Raw genomic sequence first — 17,889 nt, 5'->3', positions numbered from 1 at the left:
CCGAAATAATCTCTAGAGTCAAGCTGACGCCAACATCGAGGATTTAACCTCGTTAATAGCATCTTTGAGCATGGACTCAGAATCTTCACTGAGTACCTTTTCTGAAAGTACCTTACTTATGTAATCGGCTTTATTAGTCTTTAAGTAATCCCTCAATTCACGTGCAAATTGAGTTACTTGTTCCTCAGGGACTTCATCAATAAGCCCTTTAACACCTGCATAAACAATTGCGACCTGCTCAGCAAGGTTAAGAGGTGCAAACTGAGGCTGTTTAAGTAACTCTCTGAGACGCTTCCCCCTTCCAAGTTGTTTTTGAGTAGCCTCATCAAGATCAGAGGCAAACTGAGAAAATGCAGCAAGTTCATCAAATTGCGCAAGTTCAAGCTTCAAAGTACCTGCAATTTTCTTAATAGCCTTTGTTTGAGCTGCACCGCCTACTCGACTAACTGAAATTCCAACATTAATAGCCGGTCGCAATCCTGAGTTAAATAGGTCTGAACTCAAAAAGATCTGACCATCAGTAATAGAAATTACATTTGTTGGGATATAGGCCGAAACATCTCCTGCCTGAGTTTCAATAATTGGAAGCGCAGTCATTGAGCCCTTACCCATTGAATCAGAAAGTTTTGCAGCTCTTTCAAGCAAACGACTATGACAATAGAAAACATCCCCGGGATAAGCCTCACGGCCTGGTGGGCGACGCAAAAGCAAAGACATCTGACGGTAAGCCTGTGCTTGCTTAGTTAAATCGTCATAAATAACCAAAGTTGCCTTGCCTTTGTACATGAAGTATTCAGCAATAGCTGCCCCGGTATAAGGAGCCAAATATTGCAATGCCGCAGCGTCAGAAGCACTTGCATTAACAACAACTGTGTATTCCAATGCCCCCTTTTCACGAAGGACTTCAACAACATTTGCCACAGAAGCAGACTTTTGACCAATAGCTACATATACACAAACAACATCTTCTCCCTTTTGATTAATGATGGTATCTATAGCGATTGCAGTCTTACCAGTTTGGCGGTCCCCAATAATCAATTCGCGTTGACCTCGCCCAATCGGGATCATCGCGTCTATGGAAGTAATACCTGTCTGCATAGGTTCGTGAACAGACTTTCTTTTAATAATTCCTGGAGCTATTGCCTCAATAAGACGGGAGTCATTAGTAGCTATTTCACCATTGCCATCAACCGGTTGACCAAGAGGGCTAACTACACGACCCAACATTGATTCTCCAACTGGTACTGATGCAATCTTCCCAGTAGCCTTAACGGTACTTCCTTCCTGAATGCCGATACCCTCACCCATTAAGACAACGCCAACGTTGTCATCTTCGAGATTTAAAGCAATACCTTCAGTACCATCCTCAAATTCAACCAGCTCTCCTGCCATGACCTTCTCAAGGCCATAGACTCTGGCGATACCGTCACCAATTTGAAGAACAGTTCCGACATTGCTGACGGATACTGACTTATCGTAATCAGCGATCTGCTGTTTGAGTATCGAACTGATCTCGTCGGGACGTATGGAAACCATGAGAGAAGGTAAGGAAGAGGAGGAGAAAAGGAAGAGAAAGCGTTAGAGAACTTAGACGAGCTAACTAACTTTCGCCAGAGCAAGCCCTAAACGACGAACTTGACCAGACAGGCTTGCGTCTATGACTTTTGAGCCGACACTAACTACGAAGCCACCAATCAAACCTGGATCAATCTTAATATTGAGCTCAAGATTATCTGTTCCAGCTACAGATTGAATCTTCTTGAGAAGATCAGCCTGTTGATCTTCATCAAGTGCAGATGCAGAGGTGACTGTAGCCAATGCAATATTGCGTTGTTCACGATAGAGCTCAAGCATCCTTTCAAGGACAGAATCCAAGAGCCCTATGCGCTGGCGATCAGCTAGCAACTTAAGGAGGTTAAGAAAAGACGGAGTTACTTGTTTAGCAAAAAGCTTTTCAAGCGCTGCTTTTTTGGCATCTACCTCCAATACTGGCGAAGCCATAGCTTCGCCAAATTCAGGGCAATCATTCCAAAGAATTAATACAGCCTTAGCCTGATCTACAACCTGATCAACCTCCTTGCGACTTGATGCCACTTGAAGGAAAGCTTCCGCGTATGGAGTTGTGATGGTGTTGAGAAGAGGCATCAGTCTTTACTCATATTTTTGATTGATTGATTTAGAAAATTTGTCTGAGCTCTTTCATCAAGCTTTGCAGGAAGGGTTGCCAAGGCTTTTTCAATAGCCAGACGAGCTGCTTCTCGTCTTAATTGGGCTGTCACTCTTGAGGCCTCTGCATTTAGATCAGAAGCAGCACCTTGCTTTATGCGAGCCATTTCTTCAACAGTTCTCTTTTCTGTTTCTAAACGAATTGCTTCTGCTCTTGTCTTTCCATCATTTCTGATTTTGGTGGCTTTCTGTTCAGCAGAAGATAGCTCTTCTTTTGCTTGAGATAGTGCAGTGGATGCCTCATCAAGACGATCTTCAGCGTCTTTTAAATCAGACAGAATTGCTGAGCGGCGGCGCTCAAGCATTCCTCCGAGAAAATTCGGAAGGAATTTATAAAGTCCAAAAATGACGACTGCCAAATTGATGATATTTGTCTCAAACACATTGAGGTTGAGACCAAAACCTTCAGAAGCGAAGAGTAATGAAGAAGTCATTTTGATGCCAATAGTCGTTCGACAATTAAATTGCCCAGATTGTCGGCATCAGCCTTCAACTGAGTAAGCGCAATGTCCCTTTGAGAGTCAATCTCGCGCCTTGCTTTTTCCCTAGAGGCGTTGGCTTCGTTAGTCGCCAAAGACAAAGCTTCCCTATAAAGCTTGTCAGAATCCTGCTCTGCATCATTAATGACTTTTTGAGCAGCTTGACGAGCTTCTTTAAGCTGATCCCTGAGCTCAGATTCAAGTCTTTGAACCTCAGCAAGTTTTTGCTTAGCCTCAGCTCGACTAGTGGTTATATAACCTTCTCTTTCCTCAACCACCCGTCCTACGGGCTTAAAGAAAAGAGCGTTAAGTATGAAAGTAAGGAGTACCACCTGAGCCGCCATAAGGGGAAGAGTGGCATCGAAGTCAAAAAGACCTCCTTCAGTAGCACCGAACAGTAACGAGCTGGTCATGTAACAAAGGCGCGAGCTTTTAAAGCAAGCATCAAGGTGGGCAAAGAGCTAAAAGCCAAGGAATAGAAGTCTGCTTAAGGCAGGAATCTGACAAAATCCAAACAAGAGAATTTGAGGTGGTCAGATTCCTAACCTCACAAGCTTTTCGATTAGCCCGCGAAAGGGTTAGCGAAAAGAAGCACCAAAGCGACCACAAGGCCATAAATGGTGAGAGATTCCATGAAAGCGAAGGATAGAAGCAAGGTGCCTCTGATTTTGCCTTCAGCTTCAGGCTGACGAGCAATACCCTCAACTGCACCCTGTGCAGCGCTGCCCTGACCAATGCCGGGGCCGATAGCGCCAAGGCCAACAGCTAGGCCAGCGGCTACAACGGAAGCTGCGGTGGTAATGGAATCCATGATTGAGGTAAAAATGTGAAGCGCCTTATGAGCGCGAATAGTAGGGACCGGGAGTTTATACCTGCGGCATGGACATCTCAAAACTATTGAGATGGGCCCGGATGTATACGGACCTTACCGCAAGGGATTTGCAAGAAATTAATTAAGAGCTGGAAATAAAAATGTATTAATGATGCTCCTCAACAGCTTCACCGATGTAATAGGCGGCAAGAGTTGCAAAGATCAATGCTTGAATTGCACTCGTAAACAGGCCAAGGAACATTACTGGAACTGGGAGCACCAAAGGGACCAAAAACACAAGAACTGCTACTACCAATTCGTCTGCAAGGATGTTCCCAAACAAACGAAAAGACAGAGATAGAGGCTTGGTGAAATCCTCGACGATCTTGAAGGGGAGCATTATCGGGGTTGGGTGCACGTAATACTCGAAATACCGCAATCCTTTATTGCTTAAGCCTGCGTAGAAATAGGAGAGAGAAACCAACAGTGCCAAAGCAACAGTTGTATTTATATCTGCGGTGGGTGCTCCAAGTTCTCCGCTTGGAAGATGAATCAATCTCCAAGGCACCAAAGCCCCACCCCAGTTACTAACAAAAATAAACAAGAAAAGAGTACCTATAAAAGGCATCCAATCGCGGTAAACCTTTTCACCAATTTGCGTTCTCGCTAAGTCACGGATGTAATCCCATAGGAACTCAAGAAGGTTTTGAACCCCTTTCGGGTCCCGTTCCATCTTTTTAGTTCCTGCAACGACAAGAGCAAGCAATGCGCCTATCACGATCCAGGAAGTTAAAAAAACCTGACCGTGAATTCTTAGGCTCCCAAGCTGCCAGTAGAGGTGTTGACCAACCTCTAATTCAGCAAAAGGTAGAAACAGTAGATAGGAACCCATTCGGCGTGAAGTCGGTGTCGCATATACGACAGGAGTATAAGGTTGCCTAAATAAAGGCTGTTTTAATTAATCAGCTACAAGAATCTGATCGAGACTCAAGCAAAATCTGAAAAATTAGTGAGGGTTTGTAGAGAAGAAAACCCAATAATGCAGGTAATAACTCGAGCTGAGACAGTTTTGAAACTGCTAGCACAAGCACTACAGGAACAACCAACTGAATCTTGCTTACAGACTTTGAACTCTTCCCAAGCTTTCCAATACTGCGAGCAAGTAGACGCAGATAAAGGATTCCTGACAAGGCACCTATTAGCAAACTAATAGATACATGGAGGTCAAAGAGTAAAGCTGTAATCGAAACTGCAAATGCAGAAACAATCAAAGCAGCCCTGAATATGCGCTGCTGTAGCAGCACATATTCGTCAGACGAATCTTGTAAAGGCTCATCTGACGGGCCAAGACTCAGATTGCTCTCGGTACTTTTACCAGAATCCTGTGATTTTCCCAGCATTAAGTCACCTCCCTTAGGGGGATCATTTTTAAGCTGGAGCAGCGGGAATGCCAGCAAGGGGCTCCGAGGCTCTCTACGTAAAGGCCCGCGGAATCTATCATGCAGGTGAAATTAAATCGGATAAAGCAATAGCAATTGCCTTTTCTGAAGATCCCTTGCTATAGAGGCAGTCAAAGATTTATCCCAATTCAAAGGCAAAAAATTCATGGGCTTCCCTGGATGATTCTTTATTGCCTTCAAAAGTTGGAGGCAATCGTCATTGATTTCAAGTCGGTTCATTTCCGAATCATAAAAAGTGGTTGTGCTAGGCCACCCCAAAATGCGGCGACTGACCACTCCGGTTGTCGCTAATAAATCATTATCATTTTTCCATTCATACTTTGGTAATTCACCTTTAGAAAGAAAAAATTCAAAATGACTAATATCTTGATCTAAGTTTTCTACTAAATGAAGTTGTTGTAATTTTGGTAATATTTTTGCTCTCTTTAACAGTTCTCCATTCAAGAAGCGTTCCAAAGACCAAACATTTGGATTAGAAAAACCTATAAATTCAAGGTCTGAATTATCGATTAATTCCCAAAGCCTATGAAGATTGAAAGTCATTTCTCTTGGGTGTAAATACATATCAGCAAAATTGACATCAGAGGTACATTCAAATGCCCATCTCTCTTCGTAATTTCTTCTCAAAGAATTATTTGGGGGGAGATTTCTAATCAAGTCTCGTGCCAGTTGCAGTCCAAATTCTGTATCCAATACTCCTAAAGTCTTAAGTGCTTTCCGAACATGAGTTATCTCACTTCGACCTCCCTCTGCATATAGAAATAAGTGCAAAATACCTCCTTCTTTCAAAAGTGAACCTAATTCATTTAATCCAGATAGGGGGTCTTGAAGATGGTGCAAAACTCCTACTGAATTTATATAGTCAAATGGTCCTTCACCCTTCAAATCAAAAAGGCTCCTATTTTCAAAGCGTAAACTGACTTGCTTATCTCCGCCAGAGCGCCTTAATCTCTCAATTGCGACTTTGAGAGCAACATTGGAAATATCTACAGCAAGAATTTGTGAACCTGGATTGAGATAAGCGAGATAATCTGTACTTACTCCACTCCCACAACCTGCATCAAGAATTTTCTTAATCCCAGAAGAACTATATTTGAAAGGAAGAGCACCCGTACAAAATGAATACACATCATTGAAAGACCATCGCCAATTAAACCCTTGCGGCGGCTCATCTTTCAAAGTTTCGTCAGGATAAGGGTGTCGATCATAAAAAGCACTAACAAGTGATGACTCATTATCACTAGCTAGTTGATTAAGAAATGGCATCTGCAGTGAGAGGCTATGTAGAAATCAATAAAAGAAAATTGAAATAACTGAATTAGTTTGAAAAAAGCAAAAAATTGGTGGTGGTGTTCTAAACGTCTTTTTATTGTTCATCACTTGGCAAAGAGCTTCTAAGTAGGCTCAATAGGAAAGATTCATCTAAGCATCTCCCTTCGGCAAAAAGCCTTAATGCCAATTCAGAAGCGCTATAAAACGAAAGGGAAAGGTAATCCCACCTTGTTCGAGAACGGCGAAAGAGTACCAATTTGGCAAAAGCTACTTCCACTTCCTTGGTCAGTCTGGCCAGCTGAAGCAAGACTGCTAATTACCCTTATAGCTTTTTGGAGCTTGGCAGGGCTTTTTATTCTTGGCTCAGCGAGTTGGTGGGTTGCCAGCCGAGAGATGGGCGATGGCACGTACTACATCAAAAGACAACTTCTTTGGCTAATAACAAGTTGGAGTCTTCTTTATATCATCATTTCTACCAATCTACGAAGATGGCTAAAACTTGCAGGACCATCTCTTTTCATATCAATCATTCTATTAATTGCAACTTACTTTGTAGGTACAACTATCAACGGATCTACCAGATGGTTATTAATTGGCCCAATACAAATACAACCATCAGAATTAATGAAGCCCTTTTTAATTCTTCAAGCTGCGAACCTCTTTGCTCAGTGGAAGCGCTTAAACAGAGATCAACAGTTCTTTTGGTTAAGTATTTTTGGGTCTCTTTTATTACTAATACTTATTCAACCCAATCTCAGTACTGCTGCACTTATAGGTATCCTGCTTTGGTTAATAGCTTTAGCAGCAGGAATTAGATTTAGAAGTCTTTTTGGGGTGGCTTTTATAGGAGGAATCTTAGGAACTACAAGTATCTTATTTAAGGAATATCAACGCATTAGAGTCATATCATTCCTTGATCCTTGGCAAGACCCTCAAGGGACTGGATATCAACTAGTGCAAAGTCTCTTGGCTATAGGGTCTGGAGGATGGTTTGGGGAGGGCTACGGATTATCAACACAAAAACTGCAGTACTTGCCTTTTAGAAGTACAGACTTTATTTTTGCTGTTTTTGCTGAAGAATTCGGTTTTTTAGGCTCGATGATGCTATTGCTATTTTTAATGTTAATAGCATTCCTAGGGTTACGAGTAGCCCTTCGCTGCAACACAAATCAAACAAAACTAGTTGCAATGGGATGTAGCACAATTCTTGTCGGCCAATCATTGATGAATATTGCAGTTGCCTCAGGAGTAATGCCAACCACAGGATTGCCATTACCAATGATCAGTTATGGAGGAAGTTCTCTTTTGTCAAGCCTATTAATCGGAGGTCTACTTATCCGTTGTTCAATAGAATCAACTGGATTAATTGGAGGTCCTAATTTAAAGAAAAAACTTAAGTAGAATTGATGTAGGACTGTATATGACCAGGTAAAGCCAATTACTTCTCTAGATCTGACATTATCCGATCTAGCCCGCGCGAGCGAGCACATAATGAGCCAGGGTCTGCTCGATCCAGGCCCACAAACATTATTCTTTGTTTTTTTGGGGGGCCTACTTACAAGTCTCGGGCCATGCTCTCTTTCATTGCTCCCGATAACAGTCGCTTTTTTAGCAGGGTATAAAAACAATCAAAAGCCCATCCAAAGTAGTTTCATTTTCTGCAGTGGCATAGTTTTTTCATTAATTTTCTTAGGAAGTCTTAGCGGACTTGTAGGGAAGGTTTACGGCCAAATACCTTTAATAATTCCAAAGTTAGTAGCTCTTTTAGCAGTACTAATGGGGCTAAACCTTCTTGGAATTGTCAAACTTCCGTTACCAAATGGGCCGGACCCAGAAACTTGGCAAAAAAAAGTTCCTAGTCCATTAGCACCAGTTGCGGCAGGCTTAGCATTTGGCCTGGCATCATCTCCTTGCACAACTCCTGTATTGGCAGTGTTACTAGGGTGGATTGCCCAAAGAGGAAGTCCTCTAATAGGTATAACACTACTGGCCTTTTTTGGATTAGGACAAACCCTCCCCCTCTTTATCGCTGGAAGTGCAGCAGCAAGCATTCCCAACCTTTTAGCCCTTCGACCTTTAGGACAGTGGATCCCTCCATTAAGTGGAACCATCTTATTAACTGCAGGTCTATTAACCCTTCTGGCAAATTGGATCTAACACATGCAGGTTTTACGAAAAATCATTGCCTGGGCCTCCAGTCTCAAGGTTGCAATCTTCTTATTGCTTGTCATTGCACTAGCAAGCGCAATCGGCACAGCGATACCTCAAGAAGAACCAATTGGAAACTATCTGGAAGTTTATGGTAAACATCCCTGGCTAGGTTTCATTAATGGAAAGACTCTAATCAGACTGCAGTTCAATCAGGTTTATTCCAGTAATTGGTTTTTAGCTCTACTTGGCTGGCTTGGACTATCACTAATGATTTGCAGTTGGCGAAGGCAATGGCCAATGGTTCAGGCCGCTCTTAATTGGATCGACTACAAAGATCCTCAACAATTAAGCAAGCTGGCAATTGCTGAAACAATTCCAACTGCTCAATCATCACAAGGGTTAAATCAACTTGCTGTACACCTTCAAAAAAAAGGATGGCAAGTCAAGCAAAAATCAGGAAGACTTGCTGCCAGAAAAGGAGCTCTAGGCCGCATTGGCCCCCCACTGATTCATCTAGGACTGATATTGATCTTGTTTGGAGCGTCATGGGGCGCTGTAAAAGGACAACGCGTTGAAAAGTTTCTCGCTCCTGGTAGATCTTTTCAGCTACTTAATCGCGAAGGAGTTAATCAATTAACACTAACCCTGAATACTTTCAAAATTGAACGTGATCCCGCTGGAAGAGTAGAGCAGTTTCGTTCTACTCTCGAACTAACCGATCAAAGGGAGGAGGATGGAGAGATAAGAGAAGTAAGTGTAAATCACCCGCTGCGTATAAAAGGAATGACGGTTTATCAAGCCGATTGGTCCCTTGCAGCAATCACACTACAACTGGGTAAAAGTCCAAAACTGCAACTACCTTTACAAGAGTTTCCTCAACTAGGAGAACAAGTTTGGGGATTGGTTATTCCAACTAATCAGAATGGGAAAGAGCCAATCTTGATGAGTGTTTCAAGCGAAGCAGGGCCTGTACAAGTATTTGACGAAGGGGGGCAACTCATTGCTGGTCTAAGACCTGGAGGAGATGCACAAGAGATAAAGGGGGTCCCTCTCCGTGTAGTGGATGTCATACCCGCAACAGGACTTTTATTGAAACGTGATCCAGGAGTGCCAGTTGTATATACAGGTTTTGCAATCACCTTACTTGGTGGTTTTCTAAGTATTCTTTCAACACGACAATTATGGGCAGTTTCAGAACCAGAAAACGAATATATACACGTTGGAGGGTTAAGCAATCGAAACTTATCAGGGCTAGCGAATGAAATGCCAGAGCTTTTGGCCACCATCTCAAACAATGAACTTAATGAGGCTGCCTTTCGCCGTGCTTAACACGAACCACCATGTGAACATTTCCACGAGGGTTGAAATCTGCTTCTAGCTGCATCCAAGAGGGATTGCATACTTTGACTAAATCATCCAGGATCTCATTAGCGACCTGTTCATGAGAAATCTTGCGATCGCGATAGCTATTTATATACAGCTTGATAGCTTTTAATTCCAAAACCTTTTTATCTGGTTGATAAAGCAATCGCAATACAGCGAAATCTGGATATCCAGAAAAAGGGCATAGGCATGTAAATTCCGGTAACTCTATGGAAATTTCATAAGGGCGGCCTTCATTTGGATTATCAAAACAAATCAACTCACCCTGAGCGATAGCTCGTTCGCCATAAAGTGGAGTTATGTTTTTTGAATCAAGGGGAATCACCTGAAAATCTCCTTTAATAAAGAATTGACAAAGCGTTTTTAAATTATTGAAGGAATTAGAGAGGTTCCTTCAATATAAAGATGTCACTTACTTGCCCCCATAGAAATTATGTGAAAGAAGCTTTTTTAAGAAGTCAGAAGTATTACTAATTGGATATCAAACGCGCAATCCGTAGCAACAAGCACAATTTAGTCTCGCCTTACCCCCCCTAATAGTAGGCAGTGAGCTCCTTTTATATGGATATTTGGCTGATCGACACCGAAGAAGGAACTCAGCTTCGTCCTGAAAGCGTGCATGGCATGCTCTGGTTGCAAACCCATTTTGAAGATGAGCATTGGGAAGCACTATCCTCAAAAAAAGTTCGGCTGACTACAGAAGATGCCAAAGCCCTTTCATCTGATGCAGAAGAAGCAGGTTTAAGAATTAATCATGTTCCTTCACTATCAATCACACGTAAATTCTAAGAAAGGTAATTTATCTCTCAAATTAGCTATTGAAAATCATGAAAAAAGTTGAAGCTATTATCCGCCCATTCAAACTTGAAGATGTAAAGCTTGCTCTGGTCAAAGCAGGCATAGTTGGAATGACAGTTACTGAAGTACGTGGTTTTGGGCGCCAAAAAGGCCAAGTAGAACGCTATAGAGGCTCAGAATTCACAGTTGAGTTCCTTCAAAAACTCAAGGTTGAGGTAGTTGTTGATGATGCAAGTGTTGACGCTGTTTTAAAAGCAATTGCTGAAGCTGCGAAAACCGGAGAGATTGGAGATGGCAAGATTTTCATCTCTGCAGTGGACTCAGTGCTACGGATTCGCACAGGAGATAAAGATGAAACAGCTCTTTAGTTTGAAAGCAAAGTGTTTTTGACAAGACTCTCAATATTTGGCAACTTCCGGCCTTCACTAATACCTAACCACAACAGATATTCATGATTACCAGCAGGTCCCGTAATTGGTGAAGCAACAATGCCTTTTGGCTCCCATCGCAGTTCACCAGCGCTTCTTATAACCGAATGCAATGCATCAACATGTGCAGCAGGATTGCGTACTACCCCGCCTTTACCAACTCGTTCACGGCCAACCTCAAACTGTGGCTTAACTAAAACCACTGCTTCTGCATTGTCTGGCTGAAGCAAAGATCTAATAGCAGGCAAAACGATCTTTAATGAAATGAACGACAAATCAGCTACAGCAAAGCTTGGCCATGGATCATTGGGTCCATACAGTTCCTCATGAGTAAGTGTTCGAAGATTAGTGCGCTCCTTCAATACAACTCTTTGATCTGTGCGAAGGCGCCAAGCAACTTGCCCATAACCAACATCAATGCCATAAACCCGAGCAGCACCATTTTGCAAAAGGCAGTCTGTAAAACCACCGGTGGAAATGCCTCCATCCAGACAAACTTTCCGATCTACTGTCAATGAAAACGACTTAAAAGCTTGAGTCAACTTCTCACCACCTCTGGATACAAATCTGGGGGATTCTTTAATAAGAAGCTCAAGATCAGCAGAAACTTGTTGTCCAGGCTTATCTAGTAATTTCCCACTATGATCACGAACTTTTCCAGCCCTGATTAATTGTTGGGCCTTTTGACGAGAAGTAGCCAAGCCTTTCGTCAGGAGGTGCAGATCAAGTCGGAGTTTTCGGGGCATTTAGTCATAAAAGCAGACAGGAAACCGAATAAAAACCACTGAAGTTATTCAATTTGACAAATAACCCGAGACAATCTTTCCACCTACCGGAAAAGGAAGTGTCTGACCAATTCACAAAGTCAGCCAAAAAACGCAATCACAGATGCAATCGACTGCATCTGTTACCAACCCTAAAAAAGGCAAATGTGCTTGACCTCCTTGCCCCAGGGAGCTTTGCAAAACTAGAAAATCAGCCTAATGATTTACCTCCATTCCAAGTAATCAATTGCAAAGGGGGCCGCTGTTGGGTTAGGCAACAATCTTGGGGTCGACACGTTCAATGGGAAGTTGAACATTGCCGACTTAAGTCAGCTTGAGCTTTAGGTCCTAAGTTCATAACTTCTAGTAAATTTGCGATCCGTTGATCGAACGTTACACACTGCCCGAAATGGGCAACATTTGGACCGACAAAGCCAAGTATCAAAGTTGGTTAGATGTCGAAATAGCAGCTTGCGAAGCCAATTGCCAACTTGGTCGTCTTCCAGAGGATGTGATGCGGCAAATACGTGAGAAAGCAACTTTCGATCCAGAACGAATTCTTGAGATCGAGGCAGAAGTAAGGCATGACGTTATTGCTTTTCTTACAAACGTCAATGAATCTGTAGGTGATGCTGGAAGGTACATCCACGTTGGGATGACCAGTAGTGACGTATTAGATACGGGGCTTGCCTTGCAACTAAAGGCCTCAGTAAAGCTTCTCCAAAAGGAAACAAAAGAATTAGAGGAAGCAATACGGAACTTAGCTAAAGCGCATAAGACAACTGTCATGATTGGGCGCTCACATGCAATTCATGGCGAACCGATCACCTTTGGCTTTAAGTTGGCTGGCTGGCTGGCAGAAACCAATAGAAATAGTGAAAGATTGATACGACTGGAAAAGGATATTGCTGTAGGCCAAGTAAGTGGTGCTATGGGAACATATGCAAATACCGACCCAGAAGTAGAAAAACTAACTTGTGAAAGCCTTGGTCTCACACCTGATGTAGCAAGTACCCAGGTAATTTCTCGTGACAGGCATGCGGATTACATTCAAACAATTGCACTGATAGGGGCATCATTAGATCGCTTTGCTACAGAAATTAGGAACCTTCAGCGAACTGACGTCCTTGAAGTCGAAGAAAGTTTTGCGAAAGGTCAAAAAGGGAGTTCAGCCATGCCTCATAAACGCAACCCAATTCGTAGTGAACGAATAAGCGGATTGGCCAGAGTTCTCCGTAGCTATGTCATTGCAGCTCTAGAGAACATAGCTTTGTGGCATGAAAGAGACATCAGTCATAGTTCAACCGAACGAATGATGTTCCCAGACTCCTCTGTTACTCTCCATTTCATGCTTAGAGAAATGACTGAGGTGATTAAGGGGCTAGGTGTTTATCCAACCAACATGCTCCGGAATATGAATATCTATGGAGGTGTTGTTTTTAGCCAAAGGGTACTCCTAGCTCTTGTTGAAAGCGGCATGAGTAGAGAAGAAGCCTATAAAGTCGTTCAGAAGCATTCTCACTCAGCCTGGAATCAAGAAGGAGGGGACTTCAAAGCAAATCTTGAATCTGACCATGAAGTAATAAAACGCTTAACAACTAATGGACTAGAGAGCTGTTTCAACACTGATATCCATCAGGCAAACTTAGATGTGATCTGGAAACGTCTTGGGATCTAAAAAATGATCTAACGGTCACCACAATTGCATTAATTTCTTTTAGTGATACATCGTGAAAGACTACAAGCTATTCGCTAATGAATTATTAGGACCTTTCATTGTTCCTACACAGCTTACTTGAGTACTTTATTGGACCTAGTACACACCAACTACTACCACCAAAAAATAGATGTCTAAACAGTTACGAATAGAACAAGACAGTATGGGGGCCATTGAAGTTCCTGCTGAGGCACTTTGGGGAGCTCAAACTCAAAGATCCCTCCTGAATTTCTCCATTAGCGATGATCGCATGCCTATGGAAATGATTTATGCATTAGCCACAATCAAAAAAGCTGCTGCGACTGTTAATCACCGTTTAGGTGTACTTGATACAAAAAAGCGAGACTTGATAATACAAGCATCGAACGAAATCGCAAAAGGACTACATGACGACCAATTCCCATTAAGAGTCTGGCAAACCGGGAGCGGTACCCAGACGAACATGAATGTAAACGAAGTCATTAGCAACATCGCATCACAATCAATTGGAGAACCATTAGGCAGTCATAGACCTATTCATCCAAATGATCATGTGAATCAATCACAATCAACTAATGACACCTTCCCGGCTGCAATCCATATAGCAACTGTTGAAGGGATTACCAAAAAACTCCTACCTCAATTAGCCAATTTAACAAAAGTCCTTGGACAAAAAAGCCTTGAATGGAAAGGAATAATCAAAATTGGAAGAACTCATTTACAGGACGCTGTTCCAATCACTCTTGGCCAAGAAGTTTCTGCCTGGCAAGAACAGTTGTCAACAGCTTATTCCCGCATAGAAGCAGCATTAAAAGAGTTATATTCATTGCCATTAGGAGGCACAGCAGTAGGAACAGGACTTAATGCTCCGCCCCAATTCGACTTGGAAATTGTTGCAGAAATCTCAGATTTAACTGGCCTCCCATTCAATCCAGCCTCTAACAAGTTCGCCTTAATGGCGAGTCATGATGGCTTAGTGAATACAATGTCTCAACTCAAGTTGTTGGCTGTAACTCTACTAAAAATTGTCAATGATATCCGCCTCTTGTCTTGTGGACCAAGAGCAGGGATAGCCGAGCTGAACCTACCTGCAAATGAACCTGGCAGCTCAATAATGCCTGGGAAGATTAACCCTACCCAATGTGAGGCAATGTCAATGATATGTACTCAAGTAATAGGTCTAGATGTAGCTGTTGCTATGGCTGGCAGTGGTGGTCATCTGCAAATGAATGCCTATAAACCATTGATTGCTTTTAACCTATTACATAGCATAGAAATGCTTCACGACTCTTCAAAAAGTTGCAGATCAGCAATGATAGAAGGCATGCAGCCCAATTATTCAAAAATTCAAGAAGATTTAGACCAATCACTAATGTTGGTTACAGCATTAACTCCTGCAATTGGCTACAAAAAGGCAAGTGAAATTGCCCAATATGCTCATCAAAAAAGAATTAGCCTACGAGACGCGGCAATAAAGCTTGACTATATAAATGAAGTCGATTTCGATCGTCTTGTCGATCCTACATCTATGATCTTTCCCCATGTCTAGCAATTAACTATTTCTTCTCTACTCCTGAAACCCTTTCAGTCGCAGGGTTAAGTCTTTGCTCTTGAATTGACGATGTCTTCAATATATCTTCTGCTTCACAAACTGGAAAGCGATTAATAGCTTGAAATGCCAAGCGAGCATTACTGCGTAATCGCTCACTAATCGCCTCGCAATAGGGAACTTGTGACAGTAGATCAATTGTTCTTCTCATGATTCTTACTACATCACCTTCATCCAGAGAAGTATTCGAAATAAGTTCAGCCCATGATGTTCCTCTTGCCCAAGCCTCGACTAGCCCCATTAGCTCGAGCTCCCACCAAATCGGAACAACTACTTTAGAGCGATTTTGAGCAAGTGATAACTCCCGCCTGATACCTAAAAGGTCATTTAATACCTCATCAGCTATAGGTGAATTAGTAAAGCCGCTCCAAAGATCAGGACGATTTACTTCAGTACTAATTGCCTCAATAACTGCTGCCAACACCGGAGGATCCAAGTCATCCAAATGGCCACTAATCAATGCTAACCCGAGCCAAAGTTCGTTATCTCCACGCAGTGAAGCAACTGTTCTTCCTATTTCGGTCGGGAGAAGATCATCTAGGCATCCAAAATGTCTCAAAATTTCGATTAAGGCTAAAAAGGTTTCCCAGTGACTGTTCGCCCGATGATGAAGCAATTGCTGACGTTCCCTAATCTCAAGTTCTAACTCTTCCATACGTCGACGATGTTTCTTGAGCTTTTTGCGATCACCCCATTGATGTACTGGTTGTTTTTCTAAGTCTTCTTCTAAGGTCTTGACCAATTTTGCTTGAGCCAGAACCTCACCAGCAAGATCATATTGAGGAGTCCTCATTTCATGCCGTGTAGCGATATGGGCAATAGCCAAAGCTAAAGCCTTGCTCTGCTCGTCCCCATGACGCAACTCCCCAATTTTCTTAATTGAAGGCTCATTTATACCGGTAAGAACCATGCAACTCAACTCAGCATGCAAACTAACCACCGCCTGACACGGAACCAAAAGCCAAATATTCTGATCAGTAAGACAAAGCAGTAAAGGGAATTGCCCTGGCCCATCTAACTTGTCAAAAATCACAGCAGGTGTAATGCGTCCATGCAGTTGAGGTGCTTTTAAACTCACCAAAGTCCCAACACTTGCAAACTGCAAAGCCATAGTGAGCTCATTTGCCAAAGTTTCGGCAGCTTGTTGTTGGAGAATCCGCAATAATCTTCTTTCTTCCTTAAGACGTCCTCGGCGTTTCTCATAATCTTCAAAATCTTCCCAAGAGACATCGCCAGCCACTCCCTGCAAAGTACCCAATTGATGTCTTAGTTGTTCAAGTAAGTCTTCCTCTTCAACAAGGTCTAAGCTGGCCAAATAACGTCCAAAACTACGCTCTACAAGCTGTTTAGCCTTATCAAGTTCATATCGCTGCAAAAGATTCAAAACCATTCCATAGCTTGGTGTGAACTGACTAACCAAAGGTTCAGCCGAACTTGTAGCTAGTTGTCCTGCCTCTCTTACTCCTTCAAAACGACTCTGGACTGTGACCACATAGCCCTGAGAGTCGAGTCCTCTACGGCCTGCTCTACCTGCCATCTGCAAGAACTCACTGCCCATCAAGGACCTATGTCCACGCTCAGTCCGTTTAGATAGCGTAGAAATAACTGTACTGCGAGCAGGCATATTGATACCTGCAGCCAAAGTCTCAGTTGCAAATACCACCTTCACCAAACCATCTTGAAATAAGCTCTCAATTAATTCCTTCCAGGCTGGTAATACTCCAGCATGATGTGCAGCAATTCCTCGCAACAACGCATCAGAGTGAATTCCACTACGAACAGCCTCAGAATTTGTTGCGGTATATTCAAAAAGACGGTTTTGAATCAAACTCTGCTCTTTAGGTGTAACCAAACAGAGTGATCCAAGATCCTTTACAGCCTTATCACAGCCACGTCGACTAAAAATAAAATAAATAGCAGGAAGCATATCTCGATCTGCCATTTGAGAAACCACAAAACTGGCAGGTGGAGATTCTGGTTGAGGCGGTTTAGAAGGTCGACCCTTACGCTTATAGCCCTTAGGCGCACGCCAAACTTTGCAATTAGGGTGTAATCCATTCCCCGCATCATTCAATAACGGGTGAAGACCTTTAGCACTGCAAAAGTTATAGAGAAGTGGTACTGGACGGAATTTACTGCTCACTAAATGGGTAGGACCATGGACCTGTTGAATCCAATCAGTTAGTTGACAAGCATTGGCTATTGTTGCTGACAGAGCAACTATTTGAACGGATGAAGGGCAATGAATAATTGATTCCTCCCAGACAGTGCCACGCTGAGAATCATTCATGTAATGACACTCATCTAGAACGACTGCCTCTACTTCTGCGAGAGGGTCCTCTTGCTCATCAACTTCCGCATAAAGCATATTCCGAAAGATCTCAGTAGTCATCACGACTATTGAAGCTTCTCTGTTTACACTTAAATCACCAGTCATTAACCCAACGTTTTCGGGGCCAAACTGTTTACGAAAATCTCGAAGTTTCTGATTCGATAATGCCTTCAACGGAGTTGTATAAAAAACCTTTTGTCTATGAGCAATCGCTCGATAAATCGCATATTCCCCCACTAATGTCTTTCCAGAACCAGTGGGAGCACTCACAACAACTGAATGACCCTGACTTAGAGCATCGATGGCTTCAATTTGAAAAGCATCCAATGCGAAAGGAAAGATCACTGAAGGATCTAATTGAGCATTGGAGAGATCTGAGGCAGTCGTAAGGTTCGCCGATTAACTCATTCACTAAATCCTATAGAACCTTGCAATACATCTCATGAAATATCTTCACTAGTAGAAAGATCACTTGAATTA

General features: G+C 42.6%; 19 protein-coding genes. 8 read left to right on the top strand and 11 right to left on the bottom strand.

Annotation, left to right across the window (positions count from 1 at the left end; all coding sequences use genetic code 11):
• Nucleotides 1-18: 18 nt before the first annotated feature.
• The 8 genes from atpA to SOI82_RS08305 form a co-directional block, all read right to left on the bottom strand.
• Nucleotides 19-1,536: a F0F1 ATP synthase subunit alpha gene (gene atpA / locus SOI82_RS08340; protein WP_320666963.1), complete on the bottom strand. Its 1,518-nt coding sequence runs from the start codon at nucleotides 1,534-1,536 to the stop codon at nucleotides 19-21.
• 60 nt (nucleotides 1,537-1,596) lie between these two features.
• Nucleotides 1,597-2,145, bottom strand: coding sequence for an ATP synthase F1 subunit delta (atpH, locus tag SOI82_RS08335; RefSeq protein ID WP_320666962.1), 549 nt, complete (start codon nucleotides 2,143-2,145; stop codon nucleotides 1,597-1,599).
• Entirely contained in the window at nucleotides 2,145-2,660 is a 516-nt protein-coding gene (locus SOI82_RS08330) for a F0F1 ATP synthase subunit B (RefSeq protein ID WP_320666961.1), read from the bottom strand. The genes atpH and SOI82_RS08330 overlap by 1 nt, the downstream gene beginning before the upstream one ends.
• Nucleotides 2,657-3,118: a F0F1 ATP synthase subunit B' gene (locus SOI82_RS08325; protein ID WP_320666960.1), complete on the bottom strand. Its 462-nt coding sequence runs from the start codon at nucleotides 3,116-3,118 to the stop codon at nucleotides 2,657-2,659. Before SOI82_RS08325 ends, SOI82_RS08330 begins: the two co-directional genes overlap by 4 nt.
• Nucleotides 3,119-3,267: 149 nt before the next feature.
• The gene (gene atpE, locus SOI82_RS08320; RefSeq protein WP_011125758.1) at nucleotides 3,268-3,516 is read right to left on the bottom strand and encodes an ATP synthase F0 subunit C; all 249 of its coding nucleotides are present in this window, start codon (nucleotides 3,514-3,516) and stop codon (nucleotides 3,268-3,270) included.
• Nucleotides 3,517-3,682: 166 nt separating this feature from the next.
• Nucleotides 3,683-4,408, bottom strand: coding sequence for a F0F1 ATP synthase subunit A (gene atpB, locus SOI82_RS08315; RefSeq protein ID WP_320666959.1), 726 nt, complete (start codon nucleotides 4,406-4,408; stop codon nucleotides 3,683-3,685).
• A gap of 70 nt (nucleotides 4,409-4,478) precedes the next feature.
• On the bottom strand, nucleotides 4,479-4,973 hold the full coding sequence (locus SOI82_RS08310; protein ID WP_320666958.1) for an ATP synthase subunit I: 495 nt from the start codon (nucleotides 4,971-4,973) through the stop codon (nucleotides 4,479-4,481).
• 54 nt (nucleotides 4,974-5,027) lie between these two features.
• The gene (locus SOI82_RS08305; RefSeq protein WP_320666957.1) at nucleotides 5,028-6,242 is read right to left on the bottom strand and encodes a class I SAM-dependent methyltransferase; all 1,215 of its coding nucleotides are present in this window, start codon (nucleotides 6,240-6,242) and stop codon (nucleotides 5,028-5,030) included.
• 186 nt (nucleotides 6,243-6,428) lie between these two features.
• Between SOI82_RS08305 and SOI82_RS08300 the strand changes: the two genes are divergently transcribed.
• The 3 genes from SOI82_RS08300 (at nucleotide 6,429) to SOI82_RS08290 (ending at nucleotide 9,728) form a co-directional block, all read left to right on the top strand.
• Nucleotides 6,429-7,649 (top strand): putative peptidoglycan glycosyltransferase FtsW, encoded by a 1,221-nt coding sequence (locus SOI82_RS08300; RefSeq protein ID WP_320666956.1) that lies wholly within the window; start codon nucleotides 6,429-6,431, stop codon nucleotides 7,647-7,649.
• A 90-nt stretch (nucleotides 7,650-7,739) separates the two neighbouring features.
• Entirely contained in the window at nucleotides 7,740-8,405 is a 666-nt protein-coding gene (locus SOI82_RS08295) for a cytochrome c biogenesis CcdA family protein (protein WP_320666955.1), read from the top strand.
• A gap of 3 nt (nucleotides 8,406-8,408) precedes the next feature.
• Entirely contained in the window at nucleotides 8,409-9,728 is a 1,320-nt protein-coding gene (locus tag SOI82_RS08290) for a cytochrome c biogenesis protein ResB (protein WP_320666954.1), read from the top strand.
• On the opposite strand, the gene queF is transcribed toward SOI82_RS08290, so the two are convergent.
• Nucleotides 9,700-10,107: a preQ(1) synthase gene (gene queF, locus SOI82_RS08285; protein WP_320666953.1), complete on the bottom strand. Its 408-nt coding sequence runs from the start codon at nucleotides 10,105-10,107 to the stop codon at nucleotides 9,700-9,702. The genes SOI82_RS08290 and queF overlap by 29 nt on opposite strands.
• A 236-nt stretch (nucleotides 10,108-10,343) precedes the next feature.
• On the opposite strand from queF, the gene SOI82_RS08280 reads away from it, so the two are divergent.
• Nucleotides 10,344-10,571: a hypothetical protein gene (locus SOI82_RS08280; RefSeq protein ID WP_320666952.1), complete on the top strand. Its 228-nt coding sequence runs from the start codon at nucleotides 10,344-10,346 to the stop codon at nucleotides 10,569-10,571.
• Nucleotides 10,572-10,609: 38 nt separating this feature from the next.
• A complete protein-coding gene (locus SOI82_RS08275; protein WP_320666951.1) occupies nucleotides 10,610-10,948 on the top strand; it encodes a P-II family nitrogen regulator in 339 nt (112 codons plus the stop codon).
• On the opposite strand, the gene SOI82_RS08270 is transcribed toward SOI82_RS08275, so the two are convergent.
• Complete coding sequence (locus SOI82_RS08270) at nucleotides 10,945-11,754, bottom strand: TlyA family RNA methyltransferase (protein ID WP_320666950.1); 810 nt, start codon at nucleotides 11,752-11,754, stop codon at nucleotides 10,945-10,947. The two genes, SOI82_RS08275 and SOI82_RS08270, sit on opposite strands and share 4 nt — an antisense overlap.
• Nucleotides 11,755-11,939: 185 nt before the next feature.
• Between SOI82_RS08270 and SOI82_RS08265 the strand changes: the two genes are divergently transcribed.
• From SOI82_RS08265 to fumC, 3 genes are all read left to right on the top strand, one after another.
• Complete coding sequence (locus tag SOI82_RS08265; protein WP_320666949.1) at nucleotides 11,940-12,110, top strand: hypothetical protein; 171 nt, start codon at nucleotides 11,940-11,942, stop codon at nucleotides 12,108-12,110.
• 44 nt (nucleotides 12,111-12,154) lie between these two features.
• Nucleotides 12,155-13,450 carry an adenylosuccinate lyase gene (gene purB / locus SOI82_RS08260; protein WP_320666948.1) on the top strand — a complete coding sequence of 432 codons (1,296 nt, stop codon included), beginning with the start codon at nucleotides 12,155-12,157 and terminating at the stop codon, nucleotides 13,448-13,450.
• A gap of 169 nt (nucleotides 13,451-13,619) precedes the next feature.
• The gene (gene fumC, locus SOI82_RS08255; protein ID WP_320666947.1) at nucleotides 13,620-15,017 is read left to right on the top strand and encodes a class II fumarate hydratase; all 1,398 of its coding nucleotides are present in this window, start codon (nucleotides 13,620-13,622) and stop codon (nucleotides 15,015-15,017) included.
• A 7-nt stretch (nucleotides 15,018-15,024) separates the two neighbouring features.
• Here the strand turns inward: fumC and SOI82_RS08250 are convergent, their stop codons facing one another.
• Entirely contained in the window at nucleotides 15,025-17,754 is a 2,730-nt protein-coding gene (locus SOI82_RS08250; protein WP_320666946.1) for a DEAD/DEAH box helicase, read from the bottom strand.
• Nucleotides 17,755-17,889 lie beyond the last annotated feature (135 nt).

Origin of the sequence: Prochlorococcus sp. MIT 1307 (genome assembly GCF_034092395.1) — a bacterium.
GTDB lineage: Bacteria > Cyanobacteriota > Cyanobacteriia > PCC-6307 > Cyanobiaceae > AG-363-K07.
The sequence above is the reverse complement of the archived record's forward strand: the minus strand, read 5'-3'. Positions and strand labels throughout refer to the sequence as shown.

Coding starts and splice junctions, on each gene's coding strand:
- atpA (WP_320666963.1), bottom strand. CDS start 1,536: ATGGTTTCCATACGTCCCGACGAGATCAGTTCGATACTCAAACAGCAG.
- atpH (WP_320666962.1), bottom strand. CDS start 2,145: ATGCCTCTTCTCAACACCATCACAACTCCATACGCGGAAGCTTTCCTT.
- SOI82_RS08330 (WP_320666961.1), bottom strand. CDS start 2,660: ATGACTTCTTCATTACTCTTCGCTTCTGAAGGTTTTGGTCTCAACCTC.
- SOI82_RS08325 (WP_320666960.1), bottom strand. CDS start 3,118: ATGACCAGCTCGTTACTGTTCGGTGCTACTGAAGGAGGTCTTTTTGAC.
- atpE (WP_011125758.1), bottom strand. CDS start 3,516: ATGGATTCCATTACCACCGCAGCTTCCGTTGTAGCCGCTGGCCTAGCT.
- atpB (WP_320666959.1), bottom strand. CDS start 4,408: ATGGGTTCCTATCTACTGTTTCTACCTTTTGCTGAATTAGAGGTTGGT.
- SOI82_RS08305 (WP_320666957.1), bottom strand. CDS start 6,242: ATGCCATTTCTTAATCAACTAGCTAGTGATAATGAGTCATCACTTGTT.
- SOI82_RS08300 (WP_320666956.1), top strand. CDS start 6,429: ATGCCAATTCAGAAGCGCTATAAAACGAAAGGGAAAGGTAATCCCACC.
- SOI82_RS08295 (WP_320666955.1), top strand. CDS start 7,740: ATGAGCCAGGGTCTGCTCGATCCAGGCCCACAAACATTATTCTTTGTT.
- SOI82_RS08290 (WP_320666954.1), top strand. CDS start 8,409: ATGCAGGTTTTACGAAAAATCATTGCCTGGGCCTCCAGTCTCAAGGTT.
- SOI82_RS08280 (WP_320666952.1), top strand. CDS start 10,344: ATGGATATTTGGCTGATCGACACCGAAGAAGGAACTCAGCTTCGTCCT.
- SOI82_RS08275 (WP_320666951.1), top strand. CDS start 10,610: ATGAAAAAAGTTGAAGCTATTATCCGCCCATTCAAACTTGAAGATGTA.
- SOI82_RS08270 (WP_320666950.1), bottom strand. CDS start 11,754: ATGCCCCGAAAACTCCGACTTGATCTGCACCTCCTGACGAAAGGCTTG.
- fumC (WP_320666947.1), top strand. CDS start 13,620: ATGTCTAAACAGTTACGAATAGAACAAGACAGTATGGGGGCCATTGAA.